Genomic DNA, 22,678 nt, shown 5'->3' with positions numbered 1-22,678 from the left:
CATGACAGGGAAAAAACCAGTAGTAATCGGAGTTACCGGCGGATCAGGGTCAGGTAAAACAAGTGTTACCCGTTCAATTTTTGAATTCTTTCAAGGGCATTCAATCTTGATGATCGAACAAGATTATTATTATAAAGATCAGAGCCATCTGCCGTTTGAAGAACGATTGAAAACAAATTATGATCATCCGCTCGCATTTGACAATGATTTGTTAATCGAGCATCTTAATGCGTTGCTAAGCTATGAAACGATAGAAAAGCCTGTTTATGATTATTCGATTCATACACGTTCAGATGAAGTCATCACCGTTGAACCACAGGATGTTATCATTCTTGAGGGGATTCTGGTGCTGGAAGATGAGCGCCTTCGAAATTTGATGGATATGAAGCTCTATGTAGATACTGATGCAGACTTGCGGATACTTCGCCGAATGACGCGAGATATTAAAGAACGCGGCCGTTCCATAGATTCTGTCATCGATCAATACATCAGTGTCGTTCGCCCGATGCACAATCAGTTCATCGAACCGACAAAACGTTACGCGGACATTATTATTCCTGAAGGTGGTCAAAACCATGTGGCGATTGACCTTATGGTGACAAAAATTCAAACAATCCTTGAACAAAAGTCTTTTTTGTAATAACATAGCATAAATAATGATAGGTGCCATTTTCCTTCGTTTTTTATAAAAATCCCATTTATTTATTGGGAAAGACTGGACAAATGTTGGAAAACGCAATACTCTATTCTTGATACAGAACGAACCGGCTGCTCAATGCAGTCGGTTTATATACTAAGGAACAGTTTGTTTCTTAGTATCAAAGCGTGTGCTTTATTAAAGGCGTGCACTTATAAATCTGATTCAAGTTTTAGGGTTAAGAACTATATAGTACATAAACTTGTCACAGCGAATGCTTGCTGTAAAGAATTAGAAGGAGTGAAGGGTTTTGGCAATTGAAAAAGAATATCCAATGACTAAAGAAGGTAAGTTAAAGCTTGAACAGGAACTGGAACAATTAAAAACAGTTAAACGAAAAGAAGTTGTAGAGAGAATTAAAATCGCCCGCAGTTTTGGAGATCTTTCTGAGAACTCAGAGTACGATTCCGCAAAAGAAGAGCAGGCATTTGTTGAAGGGCGTATTACTACAATCGAAAACATGATTCGTAATGCAAAAATCATTGAAGGCAATGATTCGAATACAGATACAGTTTCACTTGGAAAGTCTGTAACGTTTGTAGAACTTCCAAACGGTGACGAAGAAACCTATTCTATCGTGGGTAGCGTTGAAGCGGACCCATTCGAAGGGAAAATTTCAAATGATTCACCAATTGCCAAAAGCTTAATTGGAAAAAGAGTCGGCGACAAGGTTTCGATTATGACACCTGGCGGCGAAATGAGCGTCAAAATCGTTTCTATTAGCTAATGACATTTAAAGAGGATGCCCCTTAGGGCATCCTCTTTTTGTCGGTTTCATGTTAGTCTCTCTATAAGTTGAATGAAAGTAGAAATTCAAGCTACTTTAAATTTGTTCATAATTGTTTAAAAATTCACACCTCGTCAACAATGGTTACGAGGTGTATTTTTATGAAAAAGAAACGAATGAGGATGCTGGCTATTGTATTGGCTACTTTGATGCTAATGCTTATAGGCAGGCTTGCCTACATCCAACTTGTATCGACAGAATCTTTCTCTAAACATGATGTGAATTTAATAGAAGCAAGTGTAAACCAGCGGTCGCAGATTTTAAAGATTGATGATGGGCGGGGGAAGTTTTATGACAGAAATGGAGAGCCGCTTGCCCATGAAGAGATTCCAACCCTTGTGCTGTTTCCGTTTTTGAACAAAATGACATGGCCTATAGAAGAAATTGCCTCGATTATCGGCAGACCGGAATCGGAGTTGAAAAGGGCAATTGCGGAATCGGATGAACCATTTGTTTTTGGTGGAGATAAACCGATTGAGTTAACGGCCAGCCAATCGAAGGCTATCAATGAAATGAAGATCCCTGGGGTTTTTGCTGTGAAAGAAAAGCTATATCACGATCAAACTCCGGCAGCGCAATTGATTGGCACGACGAATATATCAGATGCCGAAAAGAAAAAGCGTTACCCGGATGTGGAACTAGCTGCCGAAACGAAGATCGGCAATACTGGACTGCAAAGAACCTTTGACGAATTCTTGCTTTCAGCAGGAGAATCAAAACTCGTTTTTCATGTAGATGCCACTGGCGGTCCAATGTTCGGTGTGGATGTAAAATACGTAGAACCTGCAAACCCGCTCTACCCAGTGAAGGTTGTAACAACGATTGATAAAGAAATCCAGGAAAAAGCGGAGAAGCTTGTTGACGAACGCGGAATAAAAAAAGGGGGTCTCGTACTGATTGATATAGAAAAAAGTGAGATCGTAGCCATGGTATCACGTCCAGCACTTGATATAAAGGATCCGAATGGCGAAGGAGCCATCAATATGATGCTAACTCAAAAAACGCCAGGTTCCGTTTTCAAAACGGTCACAGCTGCAGCTGCAATTGATTATGAAGCAGCTAGTCCTACAAGAACATTCAATTGTAATTTGACGATTGACGGAAAAACAGATAAACAGAGGGATCTGGGCATGCTTAATTTTGAAAACAGCTTTGCTCAAAGCTGTAACAGGACATTTGCTGAGTTGTCACAGGAAATCGCTGTGAAAGACCCTGACTATCTGGATAAATATGCGAAAATGTTAGGCTTAATCGGAGAATCAGGATGGCAGGGGGATGTGTATCATACAGCAGTTACTCAACTGTATCATGAACAACAAGGAAAGGTCTGGCATGATGACGATTTAAAAAAGGACCCTAAAATGATTGCCCAAACAGCAATTGGTCAGAAGGATGTCCAAACGACACCGCTTGCAATAGCCAACATGATGGCTACGATTGCCCGTGGCGGTAAGAAAGAACAGGTTAAAGCCGTGTCAAAGGTTGAATTTAACAATAGTACGACCGTTGTAAGCTTTCCAAATAAAAGTATGGATGGAAATTCCCTTTCTCCCTATACAACAATGAAGCTGCAGCATCTTTTACGGAAAGTCGTAACCGAAGAGAAAGGGACTGGTGCTTCCTTGAAGGATCTGCCTGTAGAGGTCGCAGGCAAGTCTGGAACAGCACAGACGAAAACTGAAAAAGGGGAGCTCAATAAATGGTTTGCAGGCTATTTCCCTTATAAGAATCCTAAATATTCATTGGTTACAGTCAGTTTTGAAACGAAAGAAGATAGTGCCAGCATGACGCCTCTTTTTTCAGATATTGTAAAAGTTATGTACTCCAAGAACCAGGACTAGTGCAAGAATTGACGAAAAGTCTAGGAAAGCCTTCCCTTCTATCTCTAGCCAAATCATGTTAAAATGAGGCAGGACGAAATGGTAAGGGAGGAATGGACCTTGGGCTCAAGATACAATCAGAGAGATCAAAAAAGAAAAGTAAATAAAATATATAATATCGCAATCACCGTTGTCTCGATTCTTATTGTCATTGTCGCCGTCTCTATTTTCTTAAGTGATGATGGCACTGATACAGAAAAAGCTACAACTGAACCAAAGCAGACCGTTGAAAAAGATGCGAAAAAGAAAGTGGATAAACCTGCTGGCAAAGAAGAAGATACTGATTTGACTAAGGAAGATGAAGACGAAGATAGCAAAGCAACTGAAGAAGGTACAGAAGAAAATACTGAAGATGGCACAGATACAGACGCAAATAAAGACACAAACACAGACACAGACACAAACACAAATCCAGATACAGAAACAGACACAAATCCAGATACAGACACAGATAAAGCAGAGGACGCTAAGCTTGTCGAAGTGGAAGGAAGCGGAGATGGCAATGTCGCGACAACATACAAGAGCGAGAGCTGGAAACCAGTTGGTACAGAGCAATCCGGTGAACACACAACAAGCTTTCAAAAGAACTCTGTTGATTGGAATGAAATGAGTAAAGCGATTGCTCATGGAGCAGGTATTGACCAAGGTAACATGAGACTGTGGTGGCTTCAAAACGGCGGATCACCTAACACTGCAATCGGTACCGTATCAGAAGGGGACAACCCTAAAACCTTCCGCGTTTATATTGAATGGGTAGACGGATCAGGTTGGAAGCCCGTAAAGGTTGAAGAATTGAAGACGAACGATAAGAAATAAAAGTCAGAGTTTATATGAATATATCTTCAAAATGAAAAACCCCCGAAAAGAATGCCTCTTTTCGGGGGTTTTTCATTGATAATAAAGATTACTTTTTGGCTTTAAAGTGAACGACTGCACTGTAAAATCTTCTGCCCTCTTCACTGACATACATTTGGTGCGATACGGAGTGGACTTGAAGCATGATCGCTTTATTGATTTCGATTTGTGACTGGATTTTTTCTTCTAGGTTCTTGATGCTTTCTGCTTCAAAAAATTCAATTTTATCTTCGAATAAGTTTAAGTCGAGTTGAAAATTCATTTCTGTATTCCTCCAACGTTTTAATAGTGTTAGTTTAACACCAAATGAATAGAATCTGAACTTGAATGATAGATTTGCCTAAAAAATAAGAACTGTTCTTAGATTCATTTCATATTATGCTTATAGGTTTTATTATCTTATCATAAAAAGGTGATTAAAATGGGCAGAGAATTTGTAGAGTTATTTGAGGAATGGTCGAAATCGTATGATGATACCGTCGGTGGCCACGATATTGAATATCAAGAGGTTTTTAAACATTATGACAACATATTAGACAGCGTCACGAGTCGGGCTCACGGTCATGTACTGGAGTTTGGGGTAGGGACCGGGAATTTAACGGCAAGGCTGGTGAAGAAAGGTCTTATGGTGTCTGGAATTGAGCCGTCACCAGCAATGAGGGAAATAGCGGTTAGCAAGTTAAGGGGAAAAACAGAAATTATCGATGGTGATTTTATGGATTTTCCGGAGCCTAAACAAGTAGATTCGATTGTGAGTACGTATGCTTTTCACCATTTAACCGATGAAGAAAAAGAAAAAGCTATAGCGAACTATGGAAAGTTACTGAATACAGGTGGTAAAATAGTGTTTGCGGATACAATGTATCAATCGAGAGACGCGCATGAACAAGCGATTCAAGATGCAAAGCATGCAGGCTTTCATAATTTGGCAAACGATTTGCAAACGGAATATTATACGACCATTCCTTTTTTAGAAAAAGCACTTGAAACACATGGATTTAAAGTGAACTTTGAGCGCTGCAATCAATTTGTCTGGATTATGGAGGCTGAAAAATTATAGGAAGAGGTTTTTACTAATGAAGGTAGCCATAATCGGAGCAATGGAAGAAGAAGTTACGATTTTACGTGATAAATTGGAAGGTTTGGAGCAGGTTACGATTGCCGGATCCGAATTCAACACAGGGATACTGAACGGCATTGAGGTCATTTTACTTAAATCGGGAATTGGTAAAGTGAATGCTGCGATGTCCACAACAATTCTTTTAGAAAAATTCAAACCGGATGCGGTCATTAATACAGGATCTGCAGGAGGGTATCATCCAGCGCTTAATGTCGGGGATGTGGTCATTTCAACAGAAGTGCGCCACCATGATGTTGACGTGACAATCTTTGGCTATGAATACGGTCAAGTACCGCAATTGCCAGCAGCATTTATCCCGGACGAGAAGCTTTTCGCCATCGCAGAAGAAGCGGCTAAAGAAATCGAAGATATACAAGTGGCGAAAGGGTTGATCGTGACGGGGGATTCATTCATGAATGATCCAGTTCGAGTTGAATTCGTCAGAGGGAAGTTTACGGACTTATACGCGGTGGAAATGGAAGCGGCAGCCATTGCACAGGTAGCCTTTCAATTCAAAACACCGTTCGTCATCATTCGTTCCCTTTCTGATATAGCAGGGAAGGAATCCAATATTTCCTTTGATAAATTCCTGGAAACGGCTGCGCTTCATTCAGCGGCACTGATTTTGAAAATGGTCGAAAAAATGAAATAAATGCCCAGTGATCAGCGGGAATCTTTTCCGCTGATTATTTCTTGCATATAACTCACTAAATTGGTAGGATAACTATGAAAGGATGTCCGATTATGAAGTTCTATCAAAATATTCATGAATTGATTGGGGAGACCCCGATAATGGAAATCACCCACTTCCCTCTTCCGGATCAAGTCCGGATCTTTGCCAAGCTGGAATACTTTAACCCTGGCGGCAGCGTGAAAGATCGGCTTGGCCAGGAACTTTTGGCGCAAGCATTACAGTCAGGGAATGTGAAAAAGGGCGGAACCATCATTGAACCGACTGCAGGGAATACTGGGATTGGCCTGGCCCTTGCTGCGATAAACAGTGGTGTTGATGTAATATTTTGTGTACCCGAGAAATTCAGCGCCGAGAAACAGGAACTGATGCGTGCCCTTGGAGCAAAAGTGGTCCAGACCCCGACAGAGGAAGGAATGCTAGGTGCAATCCGCAAAGCGAAGGCGCTGCTGGATGAAATTCCAGGATCCTATTGTCCAGAGCAGTTTTCCAACCCATCCAATCCGGATGCCTATTATAAAACATTGGGACCTGAAATTTGGGAGCAGCTGGCTGGCAATGTGGATGTGTTTGTTGCCGGTGCGGGAACAGGGGGCACTTTCATGGGTACATCGCGTTATTTAAAAGAAAAAAATCCTGCGGTCAAAACGATCATTGTCGAACCGGAAGGATCTATTATAAACGGAGGCAAAGCTGGTCCCCATAAAACAGAGGGGATCGGGATGGAATTTTTACCAAGCTACATGGATGAAACGTACTTTGATCAGATTCATACGATAAGCGATGATGAGGCGTTCCAAATGGTGAAGGAATTGGCGCTTAAAGAGGGACTTCTTGTTGGAAGTTCTTCTGGCTCGGCATTTGCAGCGGCATTGAAAGAAGCAGCTAAAGCTACCCCGGGTTCGAATATCGTTGTGATATTTCCGGATTCCAGTGAACGGTACTTAAGCAAAAACATTTATCAGGGAGGTCTTTGAAAATGAGGAAAAAAACACAAATGATCCATGGCGGTATTTTTGGTGATGAAAAAACGGGAGCGGTGTCGGTGCCGATTTATCAAGTGAGCACTTATAAACAGGATGGTCTGGGTAAAGATCGAGGATATGAATATTCACGTACAGGCAACCCAACCCGCCATGCCCTTGAGGAATTGATCAAGGATCTTGAAGAAGGAAAAAGAGGATTCGCCTTCGGTTCAGGAATGGCAGCGATAACGGCGGTGATGATGTTGCTCAATCAAGGTGATCATGTATTGCTGACCGATGACGTATATGGAGGTTCTTTTCGGATCATGACAAAAGTGCTGAACCGGTTCGGCATAGAAGCGACCTTCGTCAATACGAGTGATATTCACACTATCGAAAAAGAAATCAAGTCTAATACAAAAGCATTGTTCATTGAATCACCGACGAATCCATTATTGAAAATTACTGATCTTGAATCGGTATCTAAAATAGCTAATGCAAACGGCTTGCTTACTATTGTGGATAATACGTTCAGTACGCCATACTGGCAAAATCCACTTAACCTTGGAGCAGATATCGTACTTCATAGCGCGACGAAGTACCTTGGGGGGCACAGCGATGTTGTAGCGGGTCTTGTCGTGGTGAATGATGAAAAACTTGGTAATGACCTTCATTTCATCCAAAACTCTACAGGGGGCGTGCTAGGGCCTCAAGATTCATGGCTGCTGATGCGTGGCATGAAAACGCTTGGCATCAGGATGGAAGAGCATGAAAAAAACACTTCTCAAATCGTTCGTTTCTTAACCGAGCATAAAGGAGTTTCAAAAATCTATTATCCAGGTCTTGAAAACCATCCAAACCATGACATTGCCAAAAAACAATCACGTGGCTTTGGCGGTATGGTTTCATTCGATGTCGGCAGTGCCGAAAAGGCCGAACGTGTGCTGGAGAAAGTAAAATACTTTACCCTTGCTGAAAGCCTTGGTGCAGTGGAGAGCTTAATCTCGGTTCCAGCTTTGATGACGCATGCCTCTATTCCGGCAGATCGCCGTGCTGAACTTGGAATCACCGATGGATTAATTCGTATTTCCGTAGGTCTTGAAGATGTGGAAGACCTAGTGGAAGACTTGGAACAGGCGCTAAGGGATTAAACGGACAGTATCATCTTCACGGCTTACTGCCATTATTTACACCGTAGCATTTGGAATAAATATGGTAGAATTAAATATCGATTACTTACTAGCTTGAAAGAAGGTGGAAATGGCATGAAAAATCGTAAAAAACAAACGGCTGCAGTCCTACGCTCAAAAAAGACGGATTTTAAACAATTTGCGATTACCTTGCTATGTGTGGGATCGTTCTTCTATTTAGGAACCATACTCCCTTCTGTTGAAAAAACGATGGTTTCCACGAATGTCTATATGGGAGCCACAATTTTGTTCCTCGGTATGTCTATTCTATTTTTCAGATTATCTAATAAATATAAAAAGATCTTGGCAGAAATGGATGACCATGACTCTTTAAAACAATAAAAGCAAGCCTGATTCTTCGTAGATGTTGACGGAGAATCAGGCTTTTTTGTTTTTTAAACATCTAGAGAAAATCAATAACAGGATAGGGCTGCTTTTTCATACTAATTTCCTCCCTTAGCTGTGAATTTCTAATGAAAATAGGAAAAAAGAAAGAACTTTCAAAAAAATAGGCAAAAGCCGTTTACAAAAATGCCATTTGTGGATATACTTACCAGGTAATAAAAAATATTCCAAAGGAGGTCGATGAAAATGAAATTGTATCTACAAGGATCCATCACTAATCAGATTGGCTGGACTGTTTCAAATAACAATCACATACTATTCGACCTGTGCAAAGCGGAATATTTCTAAAGCAATTTTGGCTTTATTAATCATTCAGACATAGCGGCCGCAGGGAGAAGTCTTTTATCCTGCGGTCTTTTTATATTCTCTTAAAAATCCCGCAGGAGGAAGTAACTTTCTGCGGCCTTTTTATGCCTTTTTTGGTAAGCCGCTCCCTTAAAGGAGGTGATATTATGACACTGAATATGCTATTTTTTACAATCACAATAAAAATGAAAAAAATGACTGCTGAAGAATGTTTGCAACAGGAGAGAATTAACAAGCTTCGTGAAGAGCACTTAAACAATGCAATGAAGCATCGTCCTTTTTTCTAAGACTTGATATGTACGGTTATCCGTTAGGATTTATAAATTTTAGGAAAGGTGGAGGTAAATATGATTAAATTGGTTTATATAAAAGGAGATAAGTATTGTTATTGGAATGAGAAGGATACCGGCTAATGGATTTGTTTACCTTTCACAGTACTGCCATTGTTTGTATGTAAATTGTTCAAATAAGCAACGGTTAAGAGCAGCGGAAACATGATAAATTGAAGATAAGTTAGATATGGGGAGTGATTCTTGATGTTCTCAATGGTAATGATCCTTATTTTTACTACTGTCATCGGAACTGTAATCGCTGTAAATGTTTCCGTCGATGCCGATCAGCCGCTTCACAGTTTGAAGTAATAATGTAAAGTAGAAAACTCGGCATTTCAGCCGAGTTTTTTATATGCTTTTAACAGCAGCAGGGACCGAGTCCACCGTCTCCAAACCCACATCCCGGCAGCCACCAAAAGCCGAATATGAGCAATAAAATCAAGAGGACAATAAAGAGGCCATACCCAAACCCGTAACATCCTCCTCCATAATAAGGTGCTGGACCCGGATAACCATAGTTGTACCCGTATGGTCCATAGTTATATCCCATAGTAAAAACCCCCTCTCCCTAAAAATTCACTATCATTATATGAATTTTTGTATTTGTCCGATTGGGATTTCAACCATTCTTGTTTTAGACATTTTTTTACTTTCATGATTTCTTTTAGTGGTACAGACACGAACAAGCCCACTGTTGCATAGTTATGAATAGGGAAACCAAAGAAACGGGAGGATGAGACCAATGCCCGGAATACTTACAGCTGTAGGCTATATTATCAAAGAATTTTACTTATTAGTTTCCTATGTAAAAAACAACGCTTTTCCCCAGCCCTTGTCATCCCAGGACGAAAAGAAATACCTGAAGCTCATGGGTGAGGGTGATGGTGATGCCCGTAACATTCTTATCGAGCATAACCTCAGGCTTGTTGCCCATATCGTCAAGAAATTCGAGAATACAGGCGAAGATACAGAGGATCTGATTTCGATTGGGACAATAGGCTTGATAAAGGCCATTGAAAGTTATTCCGATGGAAAGGGTACGAAGCTGGCCACATATGCAGCACGTTGTATCGAGAACGAGATCCTGATGCATTTACGAGCAACAAAAAAAACGAAAAAGGATATTTCATTACATGACCCGATTGGTCAGGATAAAGAAGGAAACGAAATCAGTTTAATTGATGTGTTGAAATCAGAATCAGAAGATGTCATTGATACGATTCAGCTCAATATGGAAATTGAAAAGGTGAAAAAGTATATTGATATTTTGGATGAACGGGAAAAGGAAGTCATTGTTGGCAGGTTCGGATTAGATTTAAAAAAGGAAAAAACCCAGCGGGAAATTGCTAAAGAACTTGGGATTTCCCGTAGCTATGTATCGCGTATTGAAAAACGTGCCTTGATGAAGATGTTCCATGAGTTTTATCGAGCGGAAAAAGAGAAAGAAAAGAAAGCAAAAGGATAAAAATCATTTTTTAAAGCAAAAAGAGTGCGGTCAAACTTCCCGCACTCTTTTTGTTTTAATATTTATTTCTGAATAGTTCTGCAAAGGCATGATAAATCTCAATACCTTGGGAAAGGAACAGACGTGAAGCAGTTAAAGAAAAGACACCAATCATTATTAGGCGGAACCACATGTTCATCACTCCTCGATTTTATTTTTTTATAAAATCTTAGAGTTTGTGGATACGTAATTCGCCTGGAAAAAGACTGGACTGAGAAATCTCCGTCGAAGATTTGAGTGAAAATAAAGAAAATTAAAAATGCAAAATTCGAAAGTAAGAAAAAGGATAACGTCCTGCCAGGAACCTAAGAAAGGTATGAACGGGAGCTTTTTCTCGGCCTTATCCCAGTGATGAACATCAGTGTGTTCTTCAAGGTTTAATGGCTGTATGTGATGTTGAAGAGGTATATGTAGTGTCCAAAGAAGCAGGGTAATGGCTGACAGCTGGATAAATAGTTTCATGTAAACCTTCCCCTTTCCTAAGGATATAAACATCATAACATGCTTTTAATTATGGATATAGAAAAATGTTTTGAAAAATTACTGAAAATTCTTTTTAGTTAGAAAAATATAGGTAAAACCTCTATAATAGGTTTATTGATAAAAGGGGGCAAACAGAAAATGGAATATTCTTTAACATGGGATTTGGATATCTTTTTTAAAGGAGGAAGCTCTTCTAAGGAATTCCTGCTTTTTTTAGATGAAATCAATCAAGAGGTTCAAGAATTTGATCGTCTTGTAAGTAAGATAAATTCAGAAGAAAATGATGAAATCAGTTTGATCCAGGCATTTGATCTTTATAAAAATTTAAATATGAAATCGAGACAGGCTAGCGCCTTTATAGGATGCCTGGAAGCTCAAAATGCACAGGATAAAAAGGCAGGTCAACTGCGAATAAAACAATTGAAGAGTGTGGCGTCACTAAAAATGGTGGTAAGTAAACTGGATGAAAAGCTAGTGGAGCTTGATGAGGTGTTTTTTCAGAGTATCCTCAATAAAGAACCGTTGAATGAACTGAAATATGTATTGAATGAACGTAGAGAAAGAGCGAAGGAAAGGCTTTCTGTTAAGGAAGAGTCACTAATCACCCAACTATCCATGGACGGGTTTGAAGGCTGGAGCCAAATGTATGATACAATTGTGGGCTCGATGACCATCCCATTTAAGGGTGAAGCACTTTCTGTTGGTCAGGCGGCTAATAAATTTTCTGATCCGGATAAAAACGTCCGGAATGAATTGTTTACTGCTTGGGAACAGGCTTGGGATGAAAAAAGTGATCTTTTTGCCCGGACTTTGAATCATTTAGCAGGCTTTCGTCTCAGTGTGAATGAAAAAAGAGGCTGGGATGATATTTTGAAGGAGCCGCTAGAAATCGGCAGGATGAAGAAAGAAACCCTCGAGAGCATGTGGACCGTAATTGCCGAAAATAAGGAGCCGCTAGTGAAGTTTTTACATAGGAAGGCGGAATTACTTGATTTGGAGAAATTAAGTTGGGCTGATTTGGATGCTCCTCTCGCTGTTACAGCAGAGTCAAAGGTAATGAATTATCAAGAAGGTGCAGATTTTATCGTGCAGCAATTTTCTAAATTTGGAACTCAGTTAGCGAACTTCACTCAAAAAGCATTTGAAGACAGCTGGATTGAAGCAGAAGACAGACCAGGAAAGAAGCCAGGCGGTTTTTGCACAAGTTTCCCTTTGGATAAGCAATCCCGGATTTTTATGACGTATTCGGGCACCCCTTCGAATGTGTCGACATTGGCTCATGAATTGGGGCATGCTTTCCATTCATATGCGATGAGGGATATCCATCCATTGAATCGATCATATGCAATGAACGTGGCAGAAACAGCCTCTACGTTTGCAGAGATGGTCGTTTCGGATGCAGCAGTGAAAGAAGCGACAAATGAGGAAGAAAAACTGATTCTTTTAGAAGATAAAATTCAACGTTCTGTGTCATTGTTGATGAATATCCATGCTCGTTTCTTATTTGAGACAAGATTTTACGATGAGAGAAAACAGGGATATGTCAGTGCCGAACGCTTAAATGAACTAATGGTTGAAGCGCAAAAAGAAGCCTATGGTGATGCGCTAAGTGAGTATAATCCAACGTTTTGGGCTTCAAAGCTTCATTTCTATATAACAGGTGTACCGTTTTATAATTTCCCATACACATTCGGATTCTTGTTCTCGTTAGGCATTTACGCGAATGCGCTTAAAGAACCTTCTGGGTTTGAAGAAAAATATATTGCTTTACTAAAGGACACCGGTTCCATGAAGGTCGAGGACTTGGCAGAGAAACATTTAGGCGTGGATTTAACTACCCGTGATTTTTGGGAAGAAGCGGTTACTGCCTGTCTGGAGGATGTCGAAGAGTTCATCCGTTTGACCGATCCTCTAGTTCAAAAAGCATAAACTTGGTCTAGTTAAAATAAGAACAAAAAAGCGGATGTCCGGTTTAGGACATCCGCTTTCCCATTTAAACTTTTTTCAGTTTAAATGGACTGACCATAAGTAATGATAATATAATCATGAGGGATAAGAAAAAGACCGGGTGGAGATAAGGAATGGCTAAATAACTAACGGTGGCTAAACAGCCTGCAACGGTAATCGGAACGCCGGTAAAATATCCATTGCTTTCACTGATGTTAAAACGGGCTAGACGAAATGCGCCACAGCCGATGTAAAAAACCGTAAATAGTGTGCCTGGAGCTCCGAATTCTATTAAAATTCCTTGGTATAATAATAGAGCTGGTGCAACGCCGAAAGAAATAATATCGCACATGGAATCAAGTTGCTTACCTAATTCCGATTCAATGTTAAACTTCCTGGCAACCATACCGTCAAAGCGATCTGCAAGGGCAGCTAGGAAAATTAAAAGCAAGCTTAAATTCAATTGGCCGTGCATCACGGCAATTATTGCAAATCCACCAAGGGATAAATTCATTAAAGTAAGTATATTTGCTGTTTGGGCTTTCACTTTTTTAATGGTTTGATCTAGGGCGTGTAATAAAAACATCTTTTCACTCCTTTCAAATAAAACAAATAAAAACAAAATATAGTAAACATAAGTATTTATTATATAATAATATTTTATTTAACACAATTTATGCAAGGGGTTTTAGAATTATTTTACAATTTGGAGTGGTTTTGTTTGTATCAATCTTTTTATCGTATTCTTATTGAACTGACGAATGGAAGGTATTCGTCAGGTATATTAAAGCATTTTAGCCAATCTCGTTGGAGTAAGCCGTTGATTTTATTTTATGTAAAAACTTTTAACCTTAATCAACAAGAATTTGGTAAGGACCTAAAAACGTACAACAATCTGCATGAGTTATTTACAAGACACTTAAAGCGGGAGGCAAGGCCAATTACGGTGGAATCTTCTGCAGTAGCATGTCCTGTAGATGGTGTGCTCGAGGATGCAGGGGAAATTCGAGCTGATAAAAAAATTGTAGTAAAGGGAAAAGTATATTCGATAGAGGAAATGCTAGGGGACGCGCTTTTTTTAGAAAAGTACCTAGGTGGTAAATATCTCGTGTTATACTTAAGCCCGAGTCATTATCATAGGATTCATGCGCCTATTTCGGGTTCTGTGGTAAAACGTTGGACGCTTGGAAAGAAATCTTACCCTGTTAATAAATGGGGAATGAAATATGGAAAAGAGCCATTATCGAAAAATTATCGTACAATAACAGAGCTTCAAAATGAGGCGGGATGTTTAGCAATGGTGAAAGTCGGTGCCATGTATATTAATTCCATCGTTATTACTGATGAATCGAATCACTTAGAAAAAGGACAGGAATTTTCTTATTTCAGTTTTGGTTCAACAGTCGTGATGCTTTTTGAGAAAAACAGTTATCAACTCGATGAAAACTTATCTATTCCCGCTGATGTCCGTGTCGGTGAAAAGATTGGGTACATGAGAGTCGTTTAATAATCATCAAATAAAAATAAGAAGGCTGACATGTTTTGTCAGCCTATGTATTTCATTTTAAAATATTGATCGGATTTTATGTGTCAAAGATCTTCGATGAATTTCCGTTTCTATGAGGCGGATGAAATCGGTACTTAACTTTAAATATTGCGCTTTAAAATAGGATTCCAGCAACAGATCATCAGATAGTTTTTGCATCAGAACGCCATTTACGGCTGCTCACCTCCAGTAGGGATTGCGAGGAATATTTTTGTAATTACTTGCATATATTAGTAGGTCATCCATGATGTACCCCTACTGTATCAGAAATAAACGTAGAGAACAATCGTTCTGTTATCCACAGTTGAAAGTGGATAACCTGTGGTTAAGTTGTTTACAAGGTGAACGAATAGATACACAACAGTATGGAAAATGTTAGTAAAGTTATCCACAGGTCAGGTTAATGAAATTTTTGTCGAATTCTTTTAGTAATAATTAGTTCTTTCGTCTGTTCAGACAGTTGGATTTTCTAGTCTTTTCGAAAAATGCCTTTCCATATTAGAAAACTTACATTATGATGATTTTTTACCGATAGCCCTTCGTTCCTAATTTTTTTTGAAAGTAAGCCAAAAATTCGATATGATGGAGACGGTAAATTTTATGAAAATTATAGAGGTGTCAATATGCTTAAATTATTTTTGCCGAGTGAACATGTTAAAAGCATTTTTAATATAGATCCTCAAGATTTGAAAAAAAGAGGGATTAAGGGAGTTATTACTGATTTAGACAATACACTCGTTGAATGGGACAGGCCAACCGCTACCCCTGATTTAATCAAATGGTTTGACAATATGCGGGACCATGGGATTTTAGTGACGATTGTGTCCAATAATAATGAAAAACGGGTACGTGCTTTTTCCGATCCGCTTCATATTCCATTTATTTTTCAGGCTAGAAAGCCGATGGCGAAAGCTTTCCATAAAGCCCGTAAGACGATGGGATTGAAGGTAGAGGAAACAGTGGTAATCGGCGATCAGTTATTGACGGATGTATTGGGCGGAAATAGAGGTGGGTTTCATACCATCCTAGTGGTCCCTGTCGCACAGACTGACGAATTCAGAACGAAAATCAATCGTTATTTTGAAAGAAAGATTATGGCGTTTTTTAAACGAAAAGGAATGATAGAATGGGAGGATCACAATTGAACAATCATCAAGAATTAGTGTGCATCGGCTGCGGCGTTAAGGTCCAGACGGAAGATCCGAAGGAATTAGGCTTTGCGCCTAAATCAGCACTTGAAAAAGAGAGCATTGTTTGTCAGCGCTGCTTTAAGCTGAAACATTATAACGAAGTTCAGGATGTTTCCTTAACAGACGATGACTTCTTGAAAATCTTGAATAAAGTAGGCGAAACTGATTCATTAATCGTCAAAATCGTCGATATTTTTGATTTCAATGGAAGCTGGCTGCCAGGCCTTCATCGCTTTGTAGGCAGAAATGATGTTCTTTTAATTGGTAATAAGGTGGACTTACTGCCCAAATCAGTAAAGCCGAACAAATTGATTAATTGGATGAAACAATCTTCGAAGGAACTGGGATTGAATCCGGTTGATGTTCTCCTTGTCAGTGCCGAAAAAGGAAAGCACATTCTTGAAGCTGCTGATGCGATTGAACGGTATCGTCAGGATAAAGATGTCTATGTTGTTGGCTGTACGAATGTTGGTAAATCGACTTTCATCAACCGTCTTATTAAAGAGGTGAGTGGTGAAGGGGATATCATCACGACTTCTCATTTTCCAGGCACAACTTTGGATATGATTGAAATTCCTCTAGATGATGGACAGGCCTTGATCGATACACCAGGAATCATTAATCATCATCAAATGGCTCATTATGTAGATAAACGTGATTTCAAGGTGATTATGCCGAAGAAGGAAATCAAGCCGAGAGTGTATCAGCTGAATGAAGAGCAAACGCTATTTTTCGGCGGTTTGGCTCGGTTGGACTATGTTTCGGGTGGCAGACGCTCGCTGACTTGCTATCTTTCGAATGAATTAAATATCCACCGGACAAAACTGGAAAAAGCGGATGAATTATATAAAAATCATGCAGGAGAATTGCTGACGCCTCCGCGTCCTGAACAGATGGAAGAATTTCCGAAGCTTGTTCCTCATGAATTCTCCTTAAAAGATGGTAAAATGGATATTGTGTTTTCAGGCCTTGGCTGGGTAACTGTCAATGAACCAGGTGCGAAGATCGTTGCGCACGTTCCAAAAGGTGTGAACGTCATAGTTCGAAAATCTTTAATCTAAATATAGGGGTCGTCTGTCTATGAATAAGATATATGGGGTAATAGGAGATCCAATTGCGCATTCGATGTCTCCGGACATTCATAATGATGCATTTGAAAAAGAAAATATAGAAGCGGTTTATCACCATTTTCATGTAAAACCAGAGAGCTTGATTGAAGCGGTACAGGGTATGAAAGCCCTTGGTGTAGCAGGGTTTAACATCACGATTCCTCATAAAACTACGGTCATCCCACTTCTTGATGAAGTAGATGAACTGGCCCTTGCAATTGGGGCGGTTAATACAGTTATTAACGAAAATGGACGATTTATAGGGTATAATACAGACGGAATAGGATTTTATAAATCTTTATGCGATGAAATATCAGGTGACATTAAGGCTAAAAAAACGTTAGTGATCGGAGCGGGCGGTGCTGCACGTGCGATTTATTTTACTCTTGTAAAAGAAGGTGTAAAGCACGTTGATATTGCAAACCGGACAAAGGAAACAGCAGCCCACCTTGTTTCTGATTGCCCATATGATAAAGAATCAAAGGCGCTCACGATTGCCGAAGCGGAAGAAGGCTTATCACAATATGATTTAATCATCCAAACAACTTCTTCTGGAATGAGTCCGCACATTGAACATTCTCCGTTGAAGTTGGACCAGTTGAAGGCTGGTGCATTTGTCAGTGACATCATCTATAACCCTTTGCAAACGAAATTGCTTCGTGAAGCGAGGGAAAAAGGGGCGGAAACGCAAAATGGTGTTGGTATGTTTGTCTACCAGGGTGCGCTCGCTTTTGAGATATGGACGGGCATCATGCCTAATACAGCAAGAATGACAGATATTGTCTCGAACAAACTAGGAGGTAACACATGTTAACAGGTAAACAGAAAAGATTTTTACGATCAAAGGCCCATCACCTAAATCCAATTTTTCAAGTTGGAAAAGGCGGTGTTAATGATAATCTCATTAAACAAATTGGTGAGGCGCTAGAAGTACGCGAACTAATCAAGGTTAGCATATTGCAAAACTGTGAAGAAGACCGTAATGATGTGGGTCTTGCATTATCAAAAGGGGCAAGAGCAGAATTGGTTCAAATTATCGGTAACACAATTGTGTTATATAAAGAATCAAAAGAAAACAAACAACTTAAACTACCTTAAGGAACCTATCTATGAAAAAAATTGGAATTCTTGGCGGTACATTTAATCCTCCTCATATCGGTCATTTAATTATAGCTAATGAAGTGCTGGATGCTCTAGAGTTAGATGAAATTAGATTCATGCCAAATCATGTTCCTCCTCACAAGGAAAAAACGGAGGAAGTAACCGATATGGACAGGTTGGCTATGTTGGAAAATGCCATAGCTGGACACCCATCTTTTTATATTGAGGATATTGAAATAGAAAGAAAAGGCACATCCTATACGTATGATACGATTAAATTGCTGAAAGAACGCGAACCAAGCAATGAATTTTATTTTATAATAGGTGCAGATATGATTGAGTATTTACCTAATTGGCACCGGATCGACGAGCTTATGCACCTAGTTAATTTTGTCGGAGTGAAACGTCCCGGCTATAATGAAAAGACAGAATATCCAATCACGATGGTGAAGGTTCCACAAATGTTCATTTCTTCCTCTATGATACGAAGGAAATTGCGAACAGGAAAAACCGTGAAATATTTAATAGCAGATCCAGTGGTGAAGTATATTAAAGGGAATGGTTTATATGAATCGTGAGAAAGCATTAGCGCTCGTCAAAGAACAAATAACCGAGCGCAGGTATATTCATACGTTGGGCGTGGTCGAGTCAGCAATAGAACTTGCCGAATTGTATGGTGCAGATGTCAAAAAAGCGGAACTGGCAGCTATTTTCCACGATTATGCAAAATTTCGTCCAAAAGAGGAAATGGAACAAATAATAATCTCTGAAAAAATGGCGCCGGATTTACTTGAATTCAATATGGAACTGTGGCATGCTCCTGTAGGGGCTTATCTGGTAGAAAAAGAAGCCGGGATCACTGACCGTGAAATATTGGATGCGATTGCCTATCACACATCAGGCAGGGTCGGTATGAGCCTTTTGGATAAGGTCGTATATCTTGCTGACTATATTGAGCCTGGGCGTTCTTTTCCTGGAGTCGACGAAGTAAGGCAGACAGCAAAGGAAAGCTTGGATCGTGCTGTCATTCAAGCTTTAAGGAATACAGTTGTATTTTTAATGAAAAGAAATCAGGCAATTTACCCTGATACATTTAAGACATATAATGATTTAATCATGAATTTGAAGGAGAAGATGTAATGACTGAACGTGAACTTCTTGTAATTGCAGCAAAAGCGGCGGACGATAAAAGAGCGGAGGATATCGTTGCTCTAAATATGCAAGGTATTTCTTTGGTGGCGGATTACTTTTTAATCTGTCATGGTAATTCTGAAAAACAAGTACAAGCTATAGCTCGAGAAATGAAGAGCAAAGCAGACGAATCAGGGATTAATGTAAAACGCCTTGAAGGTTTTGACGAAGCGAAATGGGTCCTTGTAGATCTTGGAGATGTTGTAGCCCACATTTTCCATAAGGATGAAAGAAACTATTATAACCTTGAACGTTTATGGGGAGATGCACCTTTTGAAGATCTAGAGAGTGAATTGACTCCATGACTTACGAACGCTTTGCCTATGTATACGATGAATTGATGAAGGACGCTCCATATGAAAAATGGCTGATGATCCTGACGGCGAAGCTGGAACAGTACGGAATTGGTGGAAGGAAAGTCCTGGACTTAGCATGCGGCACAGGGGAAATAACAGTAGAACTGGCGCAGCATGGATTTGATGTATCTGGTGTAGATTTGTCTGATGAAATGTTGATGGTTGCCAATGAAAAAGCGGCGAAGCTAGGGTTATCGATTCCCTTTTTTCAGCAGAATATGGCAGAACTCGAAGGGCTTGGTCTATATGACTGTGTCACGATTTTTTGTGATTCGTTGAACTATCTTCGTGAGGAAGCGGATATTGTAAAAACGTTCTCCAGGGTGCATGAACATCTAAAAGATGGCGGATTATTTTTGTTTGATGTTCATACTATTTATAAGATGGAAGAAATCTTTCACAATAATACGTTTGCCGTCAATGATGAAGAGGTCTCCTATATTTGGGATTGCTTCCCGGGTGAAGAAGCATACAGTGTTGAACATGATTTAAGTTTTTTCGTGAGGGACAATGATAGTGGCTTGTACGACCGTTTTGATGAGTTGCATTATCAGCGTACCTATCCGGTTGAGCAATATAAAAAATGGTTGCAACAAGCAGGTTTTGAAGTTTCTGAACTTCTGGCGGACCTTGAAGAAGCACCGGTCGGTAAAGAAACCGAAAGAATCTTATTTGTAGCCAGAAAATAAATCAAGGGGTCAGGCCTCCTATCGTACACCACTGTGCGAAAGGAGGCCTGACCCTTTATTTTTTATATTTTTAGAAGGAGAATAGATTTCGAATGCGAATATTAATAAGGATGGCCAAATTGTTTTTCAACCTCGTGAAGATCTTCTGCGAATTTTTCGTGTGTCGCTTGAAACAGATGATGAAACATTTCTCCGGTTTCAGCTTCTAAAACCTTAATTCCTTCCCCTGTGATCCCACCTTTTACGCAAACCTTTTCCTGTAAGGTCGGTAATGTGTAAACTCCCTTACCAAGCAATTCACCTAACCCAATCAGCATGTTCTCGGTCAAAGTCGTTGCGGTTTCTTTATCTATCTTCGTTGTTTGACATGCGGCTTCAATAAAAGCTTGTGCTAAAAAGCTAAAGAAGGCAGGTCCGCAGCTTACAATGTCGGAAGCTACCCGGGTGATATCATTTTCAATGATGACCGGTGCCGATATGGCAGATGCCAGATTAAATAAGGATTGCTGTGTCTCTTTGCTGCACCCTTTGCTGAAGCTCAGTAACGATACCCCTGATCCCACACGGTTCGTTATGCTTGGGATAAAACGGGCGCATGGAGCATTCACTTCTGATTCAAGCTGTGCCACTGAAAGCGGGCTTGTAATGGAGATAAGTAGTTGTTCTCTTTTTATATGGTGTTTGATGCCCTGTAAAAGGCTGTGAATTTGTAATGGTTTTACGCAGAGAAAAATAAAGTCTGCCTGTTGGACGATCTCGGCGGCGCTTTTCGCTACCTCGATACCGGGATGCTTTTCTTTCAGCACCAATGCTTTGGAGAGCGTTCTATTTGTAATGAGTAGATCAGCCGGATTTAGTATTTTAGCCTCCAGCCACGCTTCGATTAAAATCGTTCCCATATTGCCTGTTCCAATTACACCGATTTTCTTCAATACTTTCAACTCCTCTCACTAAAAGCGAATCTCCTAAAAACACTATGTATTTTTAATCTGTCCTATGACAATGTAATGCTCGAAATCAAAGAAGGAGGCTAAGAAATGGATAAAATATTAAAAAAGAAAATGGCGATGATTGCCGCTGCAGTAGCTACTGGGGCGATAGGAGTTTACTTTTTCTTTCAACCTGGGAAGGAACTGGATGAATCAGAAGATATCTTTGCAGTATCAGCAAACGATGGCATTGAAGAAATGACAACTGAAACGAAGGCAGAACCTCTTATCATTAAAGTCGATGTTAAGGGAGCGGTACAGGCACCTGGTATATTTACTGCGGAGGCAGGTGACAGGGTGATTGATTTGATTTCGAAAGCGGGAAGTTTTACAGACAAGGCCGATAAGGATAAAGTGAATTTTGCCCAACTTGTTGAGGACCAAATGGTCATTTACGTACCCAAAATAGGTGAAGAAGGCATAGAACTTCCCGGGAATGCATCAGCCGCCTCGAGCGGAACTGCGGCTACTGGAGGGGCATCTGAGAGTTCAAGGGGCCAGGTTAACTTGAACACAGCCACAAAGGAGGATTTAGAAACCCTGTCTGGGATTGGCGCATCAAAAGCAACGGCCATCCTTGAATACAGAGATACGATAGGGAAATTCAAGCAGATAGATGAATTGAAGAATGTATCAGGGATCGGTGATAAAACATTTGAAAAATTAAAGGATTCTATTTCCGTAAAATGATTGATTGAATTCTCTACACAAATGGACAGGAAGAAGGTAAAATTGAAGAAAATCAATTTTATTAAGTAAAAGGGGACCACAACATGAACAGGATTAGCTGGGATCAATATTTCATGGCTCAAAGCCATTTATTAGCTTTAAGAAGCACATGTACACGACTAACTGTAGGCGCAACAATCGTTAGGGATAACCGGATTATTGCGGGAGGCTACAATGGTTCGATTGCCGGGGGAACGCACTGTATTGATGATGGTTGTTATGTAATAGATAATCATTGTATTAGAACGATACATGCTGAAATGAATGCACTTTTACAGTGTGCCAAATTCGGTGTGCCGACGGCAGAGGCGGAAATATATGTTACGCATTTTCCATGCCTGCAATGCTGTAAATCACTCATTCAAGCTGGAATCAAAGCTGTTTATTATGCAGAGGATTATAAAAACCATCCATATGCAATTGAATTGTTTGAGCAGGCTGGGGTCAAAACGGAAAAGGTTGAAGCAAGAGGAGCCATCGATGTATACGGAAAAGAAAAACAGGACTTTGTACGTTCGTTGCTAGGTCAACTAGAACAATCCGGTTTAGAGAAAGAAGCTGTGCTGGAGCTAGAAAAGGAGGCAAAACTGTTATTTAACAAATAATTAGACAGGGG

General features: G+C 39.9%; 28 protein-coding genes. 23 read left to right on the top strand and 5 right to left on the bottom strand.

What is annotated here, in order from left to right:
* Nucleotide 1 precedes the first annotated feature (1 nt).
* From udk to JFV29_RS19635, 4 genes are all read left to right on the top strand, one after another.
* Complete coding sequence (gene udk / locus JFV29_RS19650; RefSeq protein ID WP_201185905.1) at nucleotides 2–640, top strand: uridine kinase; 639 nt, start codon at nucleotides 2–4, stop codon at nucleotides 638–640.
* A gap of 307 nt (nucleotides 641–947) precedes the next feature.
* On the top strand, nucleotides 948–1,424 hold the full coding sequence (gene greA / locus JFV29_RS19645) for a transcription elongation factor GreA (RefSeq protein WP_056528546.1): 477 nt from the start codon (nucleotides 948–950) through the stop codon (nucleotides 1,422–1,424).
* Between the two features lie 161 nt (nucleotides 1,425–1,585).
* Nucleotides 1,586–3,325 carry a peptidoglycan D,D-transpeptidase FtsI family protein gene (locus tag JFV29_RS19640; RefSeq protein WP_201185887.1) on the top strand — a complete coding sequence of 580 codons (1,740 nt, stop codon included), beginning with the start codon at nucleotides 1,586–1,588 and terminating at the stop codon, nucleotides 3,323–3,325.
* 99 nt (nucleotides 3,326–3,424) lie between these two features.
* On the top strand, nucleotides 3,425–4,180 hold the full coding sequence (locus tag JFV29_RS19635) for a YrrS family protein (protein WP_201185886.1): 756 nt from the start codon (nucleotides 3,425–3,427) through the stop codon (nucleotides 4,178–4,180).
* A gap of 88 nt (nucleotides 4,181–4,268) precedes the next feature.
* Here the strand turns inward: JFV29_RS19635 and JFV29_RS19630 are convergent, their stop codons facing one another.
* A complete protein-coding gene (locus tag JFV29_RS19630) occupies nucleotides 4,269–4,481 on the bottom strand; it encodes a DUF2536 family protein (RefSeq protein ID WP_053347042.1) in 213 nt (70 codons plus the stop codon).
* A gap of 159 nt (nucleotides 4,482–4,640) precedes the next feature.
* On the opposite strand from JFV29_RS19630, the gene JFV29_RS19625 reads away from it, so the two are divergent.
* The 6 genes from JFV29_RS19625 to JFV29_RS19600 all read left to right on the top strand — a co-directional run bounded on the left by JFV29_RS19625 (nucleotide 4,641) and on the right by JFV29_RS19600 (nucleotide 9,183).
* On the top strand, nucleotides 4,641–5,279 hold the full coding sequence (locus JFV29_RS19625; protein WP_201185885.1) for a class I SAM-dependent methyltransferase: 639 nt from the start codon (nucleotides 4,641–4,643) through the stop codon (nucleotides 5,277–5,279).
* 16 nt (nucleotides 5,280–5,295) lie between these two features.
* A complete protein-coding gene (gene mtnN, locus JFV29_RS19620) occupies nucleotides 5,296–5,991 on the top strand; it encodes a 5'-methylthioadenosine/S-adenosylhomocysteine nucleosidase (RefSeq protein WP_201185884.1) in 696 nt (231 codons plus the stop codon).
* A gap of 92 nt (nucleotides 5,992–6,083) precedes the next feature.
* Complete coding sequence (locus JFV29_RS19615) at nucleotides 6,084–7,007, top strand: PLP-dependent cysteine synthase family protein (RefSeq protein ID WP_201185883.1); 924 nt, start codon at nucleotides 6,084–6,086, stop codon at nucleotides 7,005–7,007.
* A gap of 2 nt (nucleotides 7,008–7,009) precedes the next feature.
* Nucleotides 7,010–8,146 carry a bifunctional cystathionine gamma-lyase/homocysteine desulfhydrase gene (locus tag JFV29_RS19610; protein ID WP_201185882.1) on the top strand — a complete coding sequence of 379 codons (1,137 nt, stop codon included), beginning with the start codon at nucleotides 7,010–7,012 and terminating at the stop codon, nucleotides 8,144–8,146.
* Nucleotides 8,147–8,260: 114 nt separating this feature from the next.
* The gene (locus tag JFV29_RS19605) at nucleotides 8,261–8,527 is read left to right on the top strand and encodes a YrhC family protein (RefSeq protein ID WP_053347037.1); all 267 of its coding nucleotides are present in this window, start codon (nucleotides 8,261–8,263) and stop codon (nucleotides 8,525–8,527) included.
* 515 nt (nucleotides 8,528–9,042) lie between these two features.
* Nucleotides 9,043–9,183, top strand: coding sequence for a YrzI family small protein (locus JFV29_RS19600; protein WP_201185881.1), 141 nt, complete (start codon nucleotides 9,043–9,045; stop codon nucleotides 9,181–9,183).
* 403 nt (nucleotides 9,184–9,586) lie between these two features.
* Here the strand turns inward: JFV29_RS19600 and JFV29_RS19595 are convergent, their stop codons facing one another.
* Nucleotides 9,587–9,778: a hypothetical protein gene (locus tag JFV29_RS19595; RefSeq protein WP_201185880.1), complete on the bottom strand. Its 192-nt coding sequence runs from the start codon at nucleotides 9,776–9,778 to the stop codon at nucleotides 9,587–9,589.
* A gap of 192 nt (nucleotides 9,779–9,970) precedes the next feature.
* Between JFV29_RS19595 and sigK the strand changes: the two genes are divergently transcribed.
* Together sigK and JFV29_RS19585 are read left to right on the top strand one after the other, a co-directional pair.
* Nucleotides 9,971–10,693, top strand: a complete 723-nt coding sequence (gene sigK, locus JFV29_RS19590; RefSeq protein ID WP_053347035.1) for an RNA polymerase sporulation sigma factor SigK — start codon at nucleotides 9,971–9,973, stop codon at nucleotides 10,691–10,693.
* Nucleotides 10,694–11,353: 660 nt separating this feature from the next.
* Nucleotides 11,354–13,144 carry a M3 family oligoendopeptidase gene (locus tag JFV29_RS19585; protein WP_201185878.1) on the top strand — a complete coding sequence of 597 codons (1,791 nt, stop codon included), beginning with the start codon at nucleotides 11,354–11,356 and terminating at the stop codon, nucleotides 13,142–13,144.
* 64 nt (nucleotides 13,145–13,208) lie between these two features.
* Here JFV29_RS19585 and pssA read toward each other — a convergent pair whose 3' ends face one another.
* On the bottom strand, nucleotides 13,209–13,748 hold the full coding sequence (gene pssA / locus JFV29_RS19580; RefSeq protein ID WP_056528566.1) for a CDP-diacylglycerol--serine O-phosphatidyltransferase: 540 nt from the start codon (nucleotides 13,746–13,748) through the stop codon (nucleotides 13,209–13,211).
* Nucleotides 13,749–13,883: 135 nt separating this feature from the next.
* Here pssA and JFV29_RS19575 point away from each other — a divergent pair, with 135 nt between their 5' ends.
* Nucleotides 13,884–14,669 (top strand): phosphatidylserine decarboxylase, encoded by a 786-nt coding sequence (locus tag JFV29_RS19575; RefSeq protein WP_056528573.1) that lies wholly within the window; start codon nucleotides 13,884–13,886, stop codon nucleotides 14,667–14,669.
* 57 nt (nucleotides 14,670–14,726) lie between these two features.
* Here the strand turns inward: JFV29_RS19575 and JFV29_RS19570 are convergent, their stop codons facing one another.
* Nucleotides 14,727–14,867 carry a sporulation histidine kinase inhibitor Sda gene (locus tag JFV29_RS19570; protein WP_201185876.1) on the bottom strand — a complete coding sequence of 47 codons (141 nt, stop codon included), beginning with the start codon at nucleotides 14,865–14,867 and terminating at the stop codon, nucleotides 14,727–14,729.
* 464 nt (nucleotides 14,868–15,331) lie between these two features.
* On the opposite strand from JFV29_RS19570, the gene JFV29_RS19565 reads away from it, so the two are divergent.
* Genes JFV29_RS19565 through JFV29_RS19530 form a run of 8 tightly spaced genes read left to right on the top strand, consistent with a single transcriptional unit; the run spans nucleotide 15,332 to nucleotide 20,344 of the window.
* Entirely contained in the window at nucleotides 15,332–15,853 is a 522-nt protein-coding gene (locus JFV29_RS19565) for a YqeG family HAD IIIA-type phosphatase (protein ID WP_056528576.1), read from the top strand.
* Nucleotides 15,850–16,959: a ribosome biogenesis GTPase YqeH gene (yqeH, locus tag JFV29_RS19560; RefSeq protein WP_376102761.1), complete on the top strand. Its 1,110-nt coding sequence runs from the start codon at nucleotides 15,850–15,852 to the stop codon at nucleotides 16,957–16,959. Before JFV29_RS19565 ends, yqeH begins: the two co-directional genes overlap by 4 nt.
* 19 nt (nucleotides 16,960–16,978) lie before the next feature.
* Nucleotides 16,979–17,821 (top strand): shikimate dehydrogenase, encoded by an 843-nt coding sequence (gene aroE / locus JFV29_RS19555; RefSeq protein WP_201185874.1) that lies wholly within the window; start codon nucleotides 16,979–16,981, stop codon nucleotides 17,819–17,821.
* Nucleotides 17,815–18,105: a ribosome assembly RNA-binding protein YhbY gene (yhbY, locus tag JFV29_RS19550; RefSeq protein ID WP_053347027.1), complete on the top strand. Its 291-nt coding sequence runs from the start codon at nucleotides 17,815–17,817 to the stop codon at nucleotides 18,103–18,105. The genes aroE and yhbY overlap by 7 nt, the downstream gene beginning before the upstream one ends.
* 11 nt (nucleotides 18,106–18,116) lie before the next feature.
* Nucleotides 18,117–18,686, top strand: coding sequence for a nicotinate-nucleotide adenylyltransferase (locus tag JFV29_RS19545; protein ID WP_053347026.1), 570 nt, complete (start codon nucleotides 18,117–18,119; stop codon nucleotides 18,684–18,686).
* A complete protein-coding gene (gene yqeK, locus JFV29_RS19540) occupies nucleotides 18,676–19,248 on the top strand; it encodes a bis(5'-nucleosyl)-tetraphosphatase (symmetrical) YqeK (protein ID WP_116820732.1) in 573 nt (190 codons plus the stop codon). The genes JFV29_RS19545 and yqeK overlap by 11 nt, the downstream gene beginning before the upstream one ends.
* On the top strand, nucleotides 19,248–19,604 hold the full coding sequence (rsfS, locus tag JFV29_RS19535) for a ribosome silencing factor (RefSeq protein WP_057218744.1): 357 nt from the start codon (nucleotides 19,248–19,250) through the stop codon (nucleotides 19,602–19,604). Before yqeK ends, rsfS begins: the two co-directional genes overlap by 1 nt.
* Nucleotides 19,601–20,344 (top strand): class I SAM-dependent DNA methyltransferase, encoded by a 744-nt coding sequence (locus tag JFV29_RS19530; RefSeq protein WP_057218743.1) that lies wholly within the window; start codon nucleotides 19,601–19,603, stop codon nucleotides 20,342–20,344. Before rsfS ends, JFV29_RS19530 begins: the two co-directional genes overlap by 4 nt.
* 101 nt (nucleotides 20,345–20,445) lie before the next feature.
* On the opposite strand, the gene comER is transcribed toward JFV29_RS19530, so the two are convergent.
* Nucleotides 20,446–21,276, bottom strand: a complete 831-nt coding sequence (comER, locus tag JFV29_RS19525) for a late competence protein ComER (RefSeq protein WP_223305467.1) — start codon at nucleotides 21,274–21,276, stop codon at nucleotides 20,446–20,448.
* A 105-nt stretch (nucleotides 21,277–21,381) separates the two neighbouring features.
* Here comER and JFV29_RS19520 point away from each other — a divergent pair, with 105 nt between their 5' ends.
* Nucleotides 21,382–22,023, top strand: coding sequence for a helix-hairpin-helix domain-containing protein (locus JFV29_RS19520; protein WP_201185872.1), 642 nt, complete (start codon nucleotides 21,382–21,384; stop codon nucleotides 22,021–22,023).
* Nucleotides 22,024–22,106: 83 nt separating this feature from the next.
* Nucleotides 22,107–22,667: a ComE operon protein 2 gene (locus JFV29_RS19515; RefSeq protein WP_053347022.1), complete on the top strand. Its 561-nt coding sequence runs from the start codon at nucleotides 22,107–22,109 to the stop codon at nucleotides 22,665–22,667.
* The last annotated feature ends 11 nt before the right edge of the window (nucleotides 22,668–22,678 follow it).

It is taken from the genome of Peribacillus sp. TH16 (genome assembly GCF_016651095.1).
Taxonomy (GTDB): domain Bacteria; phylum Bacillota; class Bacilli; order Bacillales; family DSM-1321; genus Peribacillus; species Peribacillus butanolivorans.
This window is presented reverse-complemented; position numbering and strand designations above follow the sequence as displayed.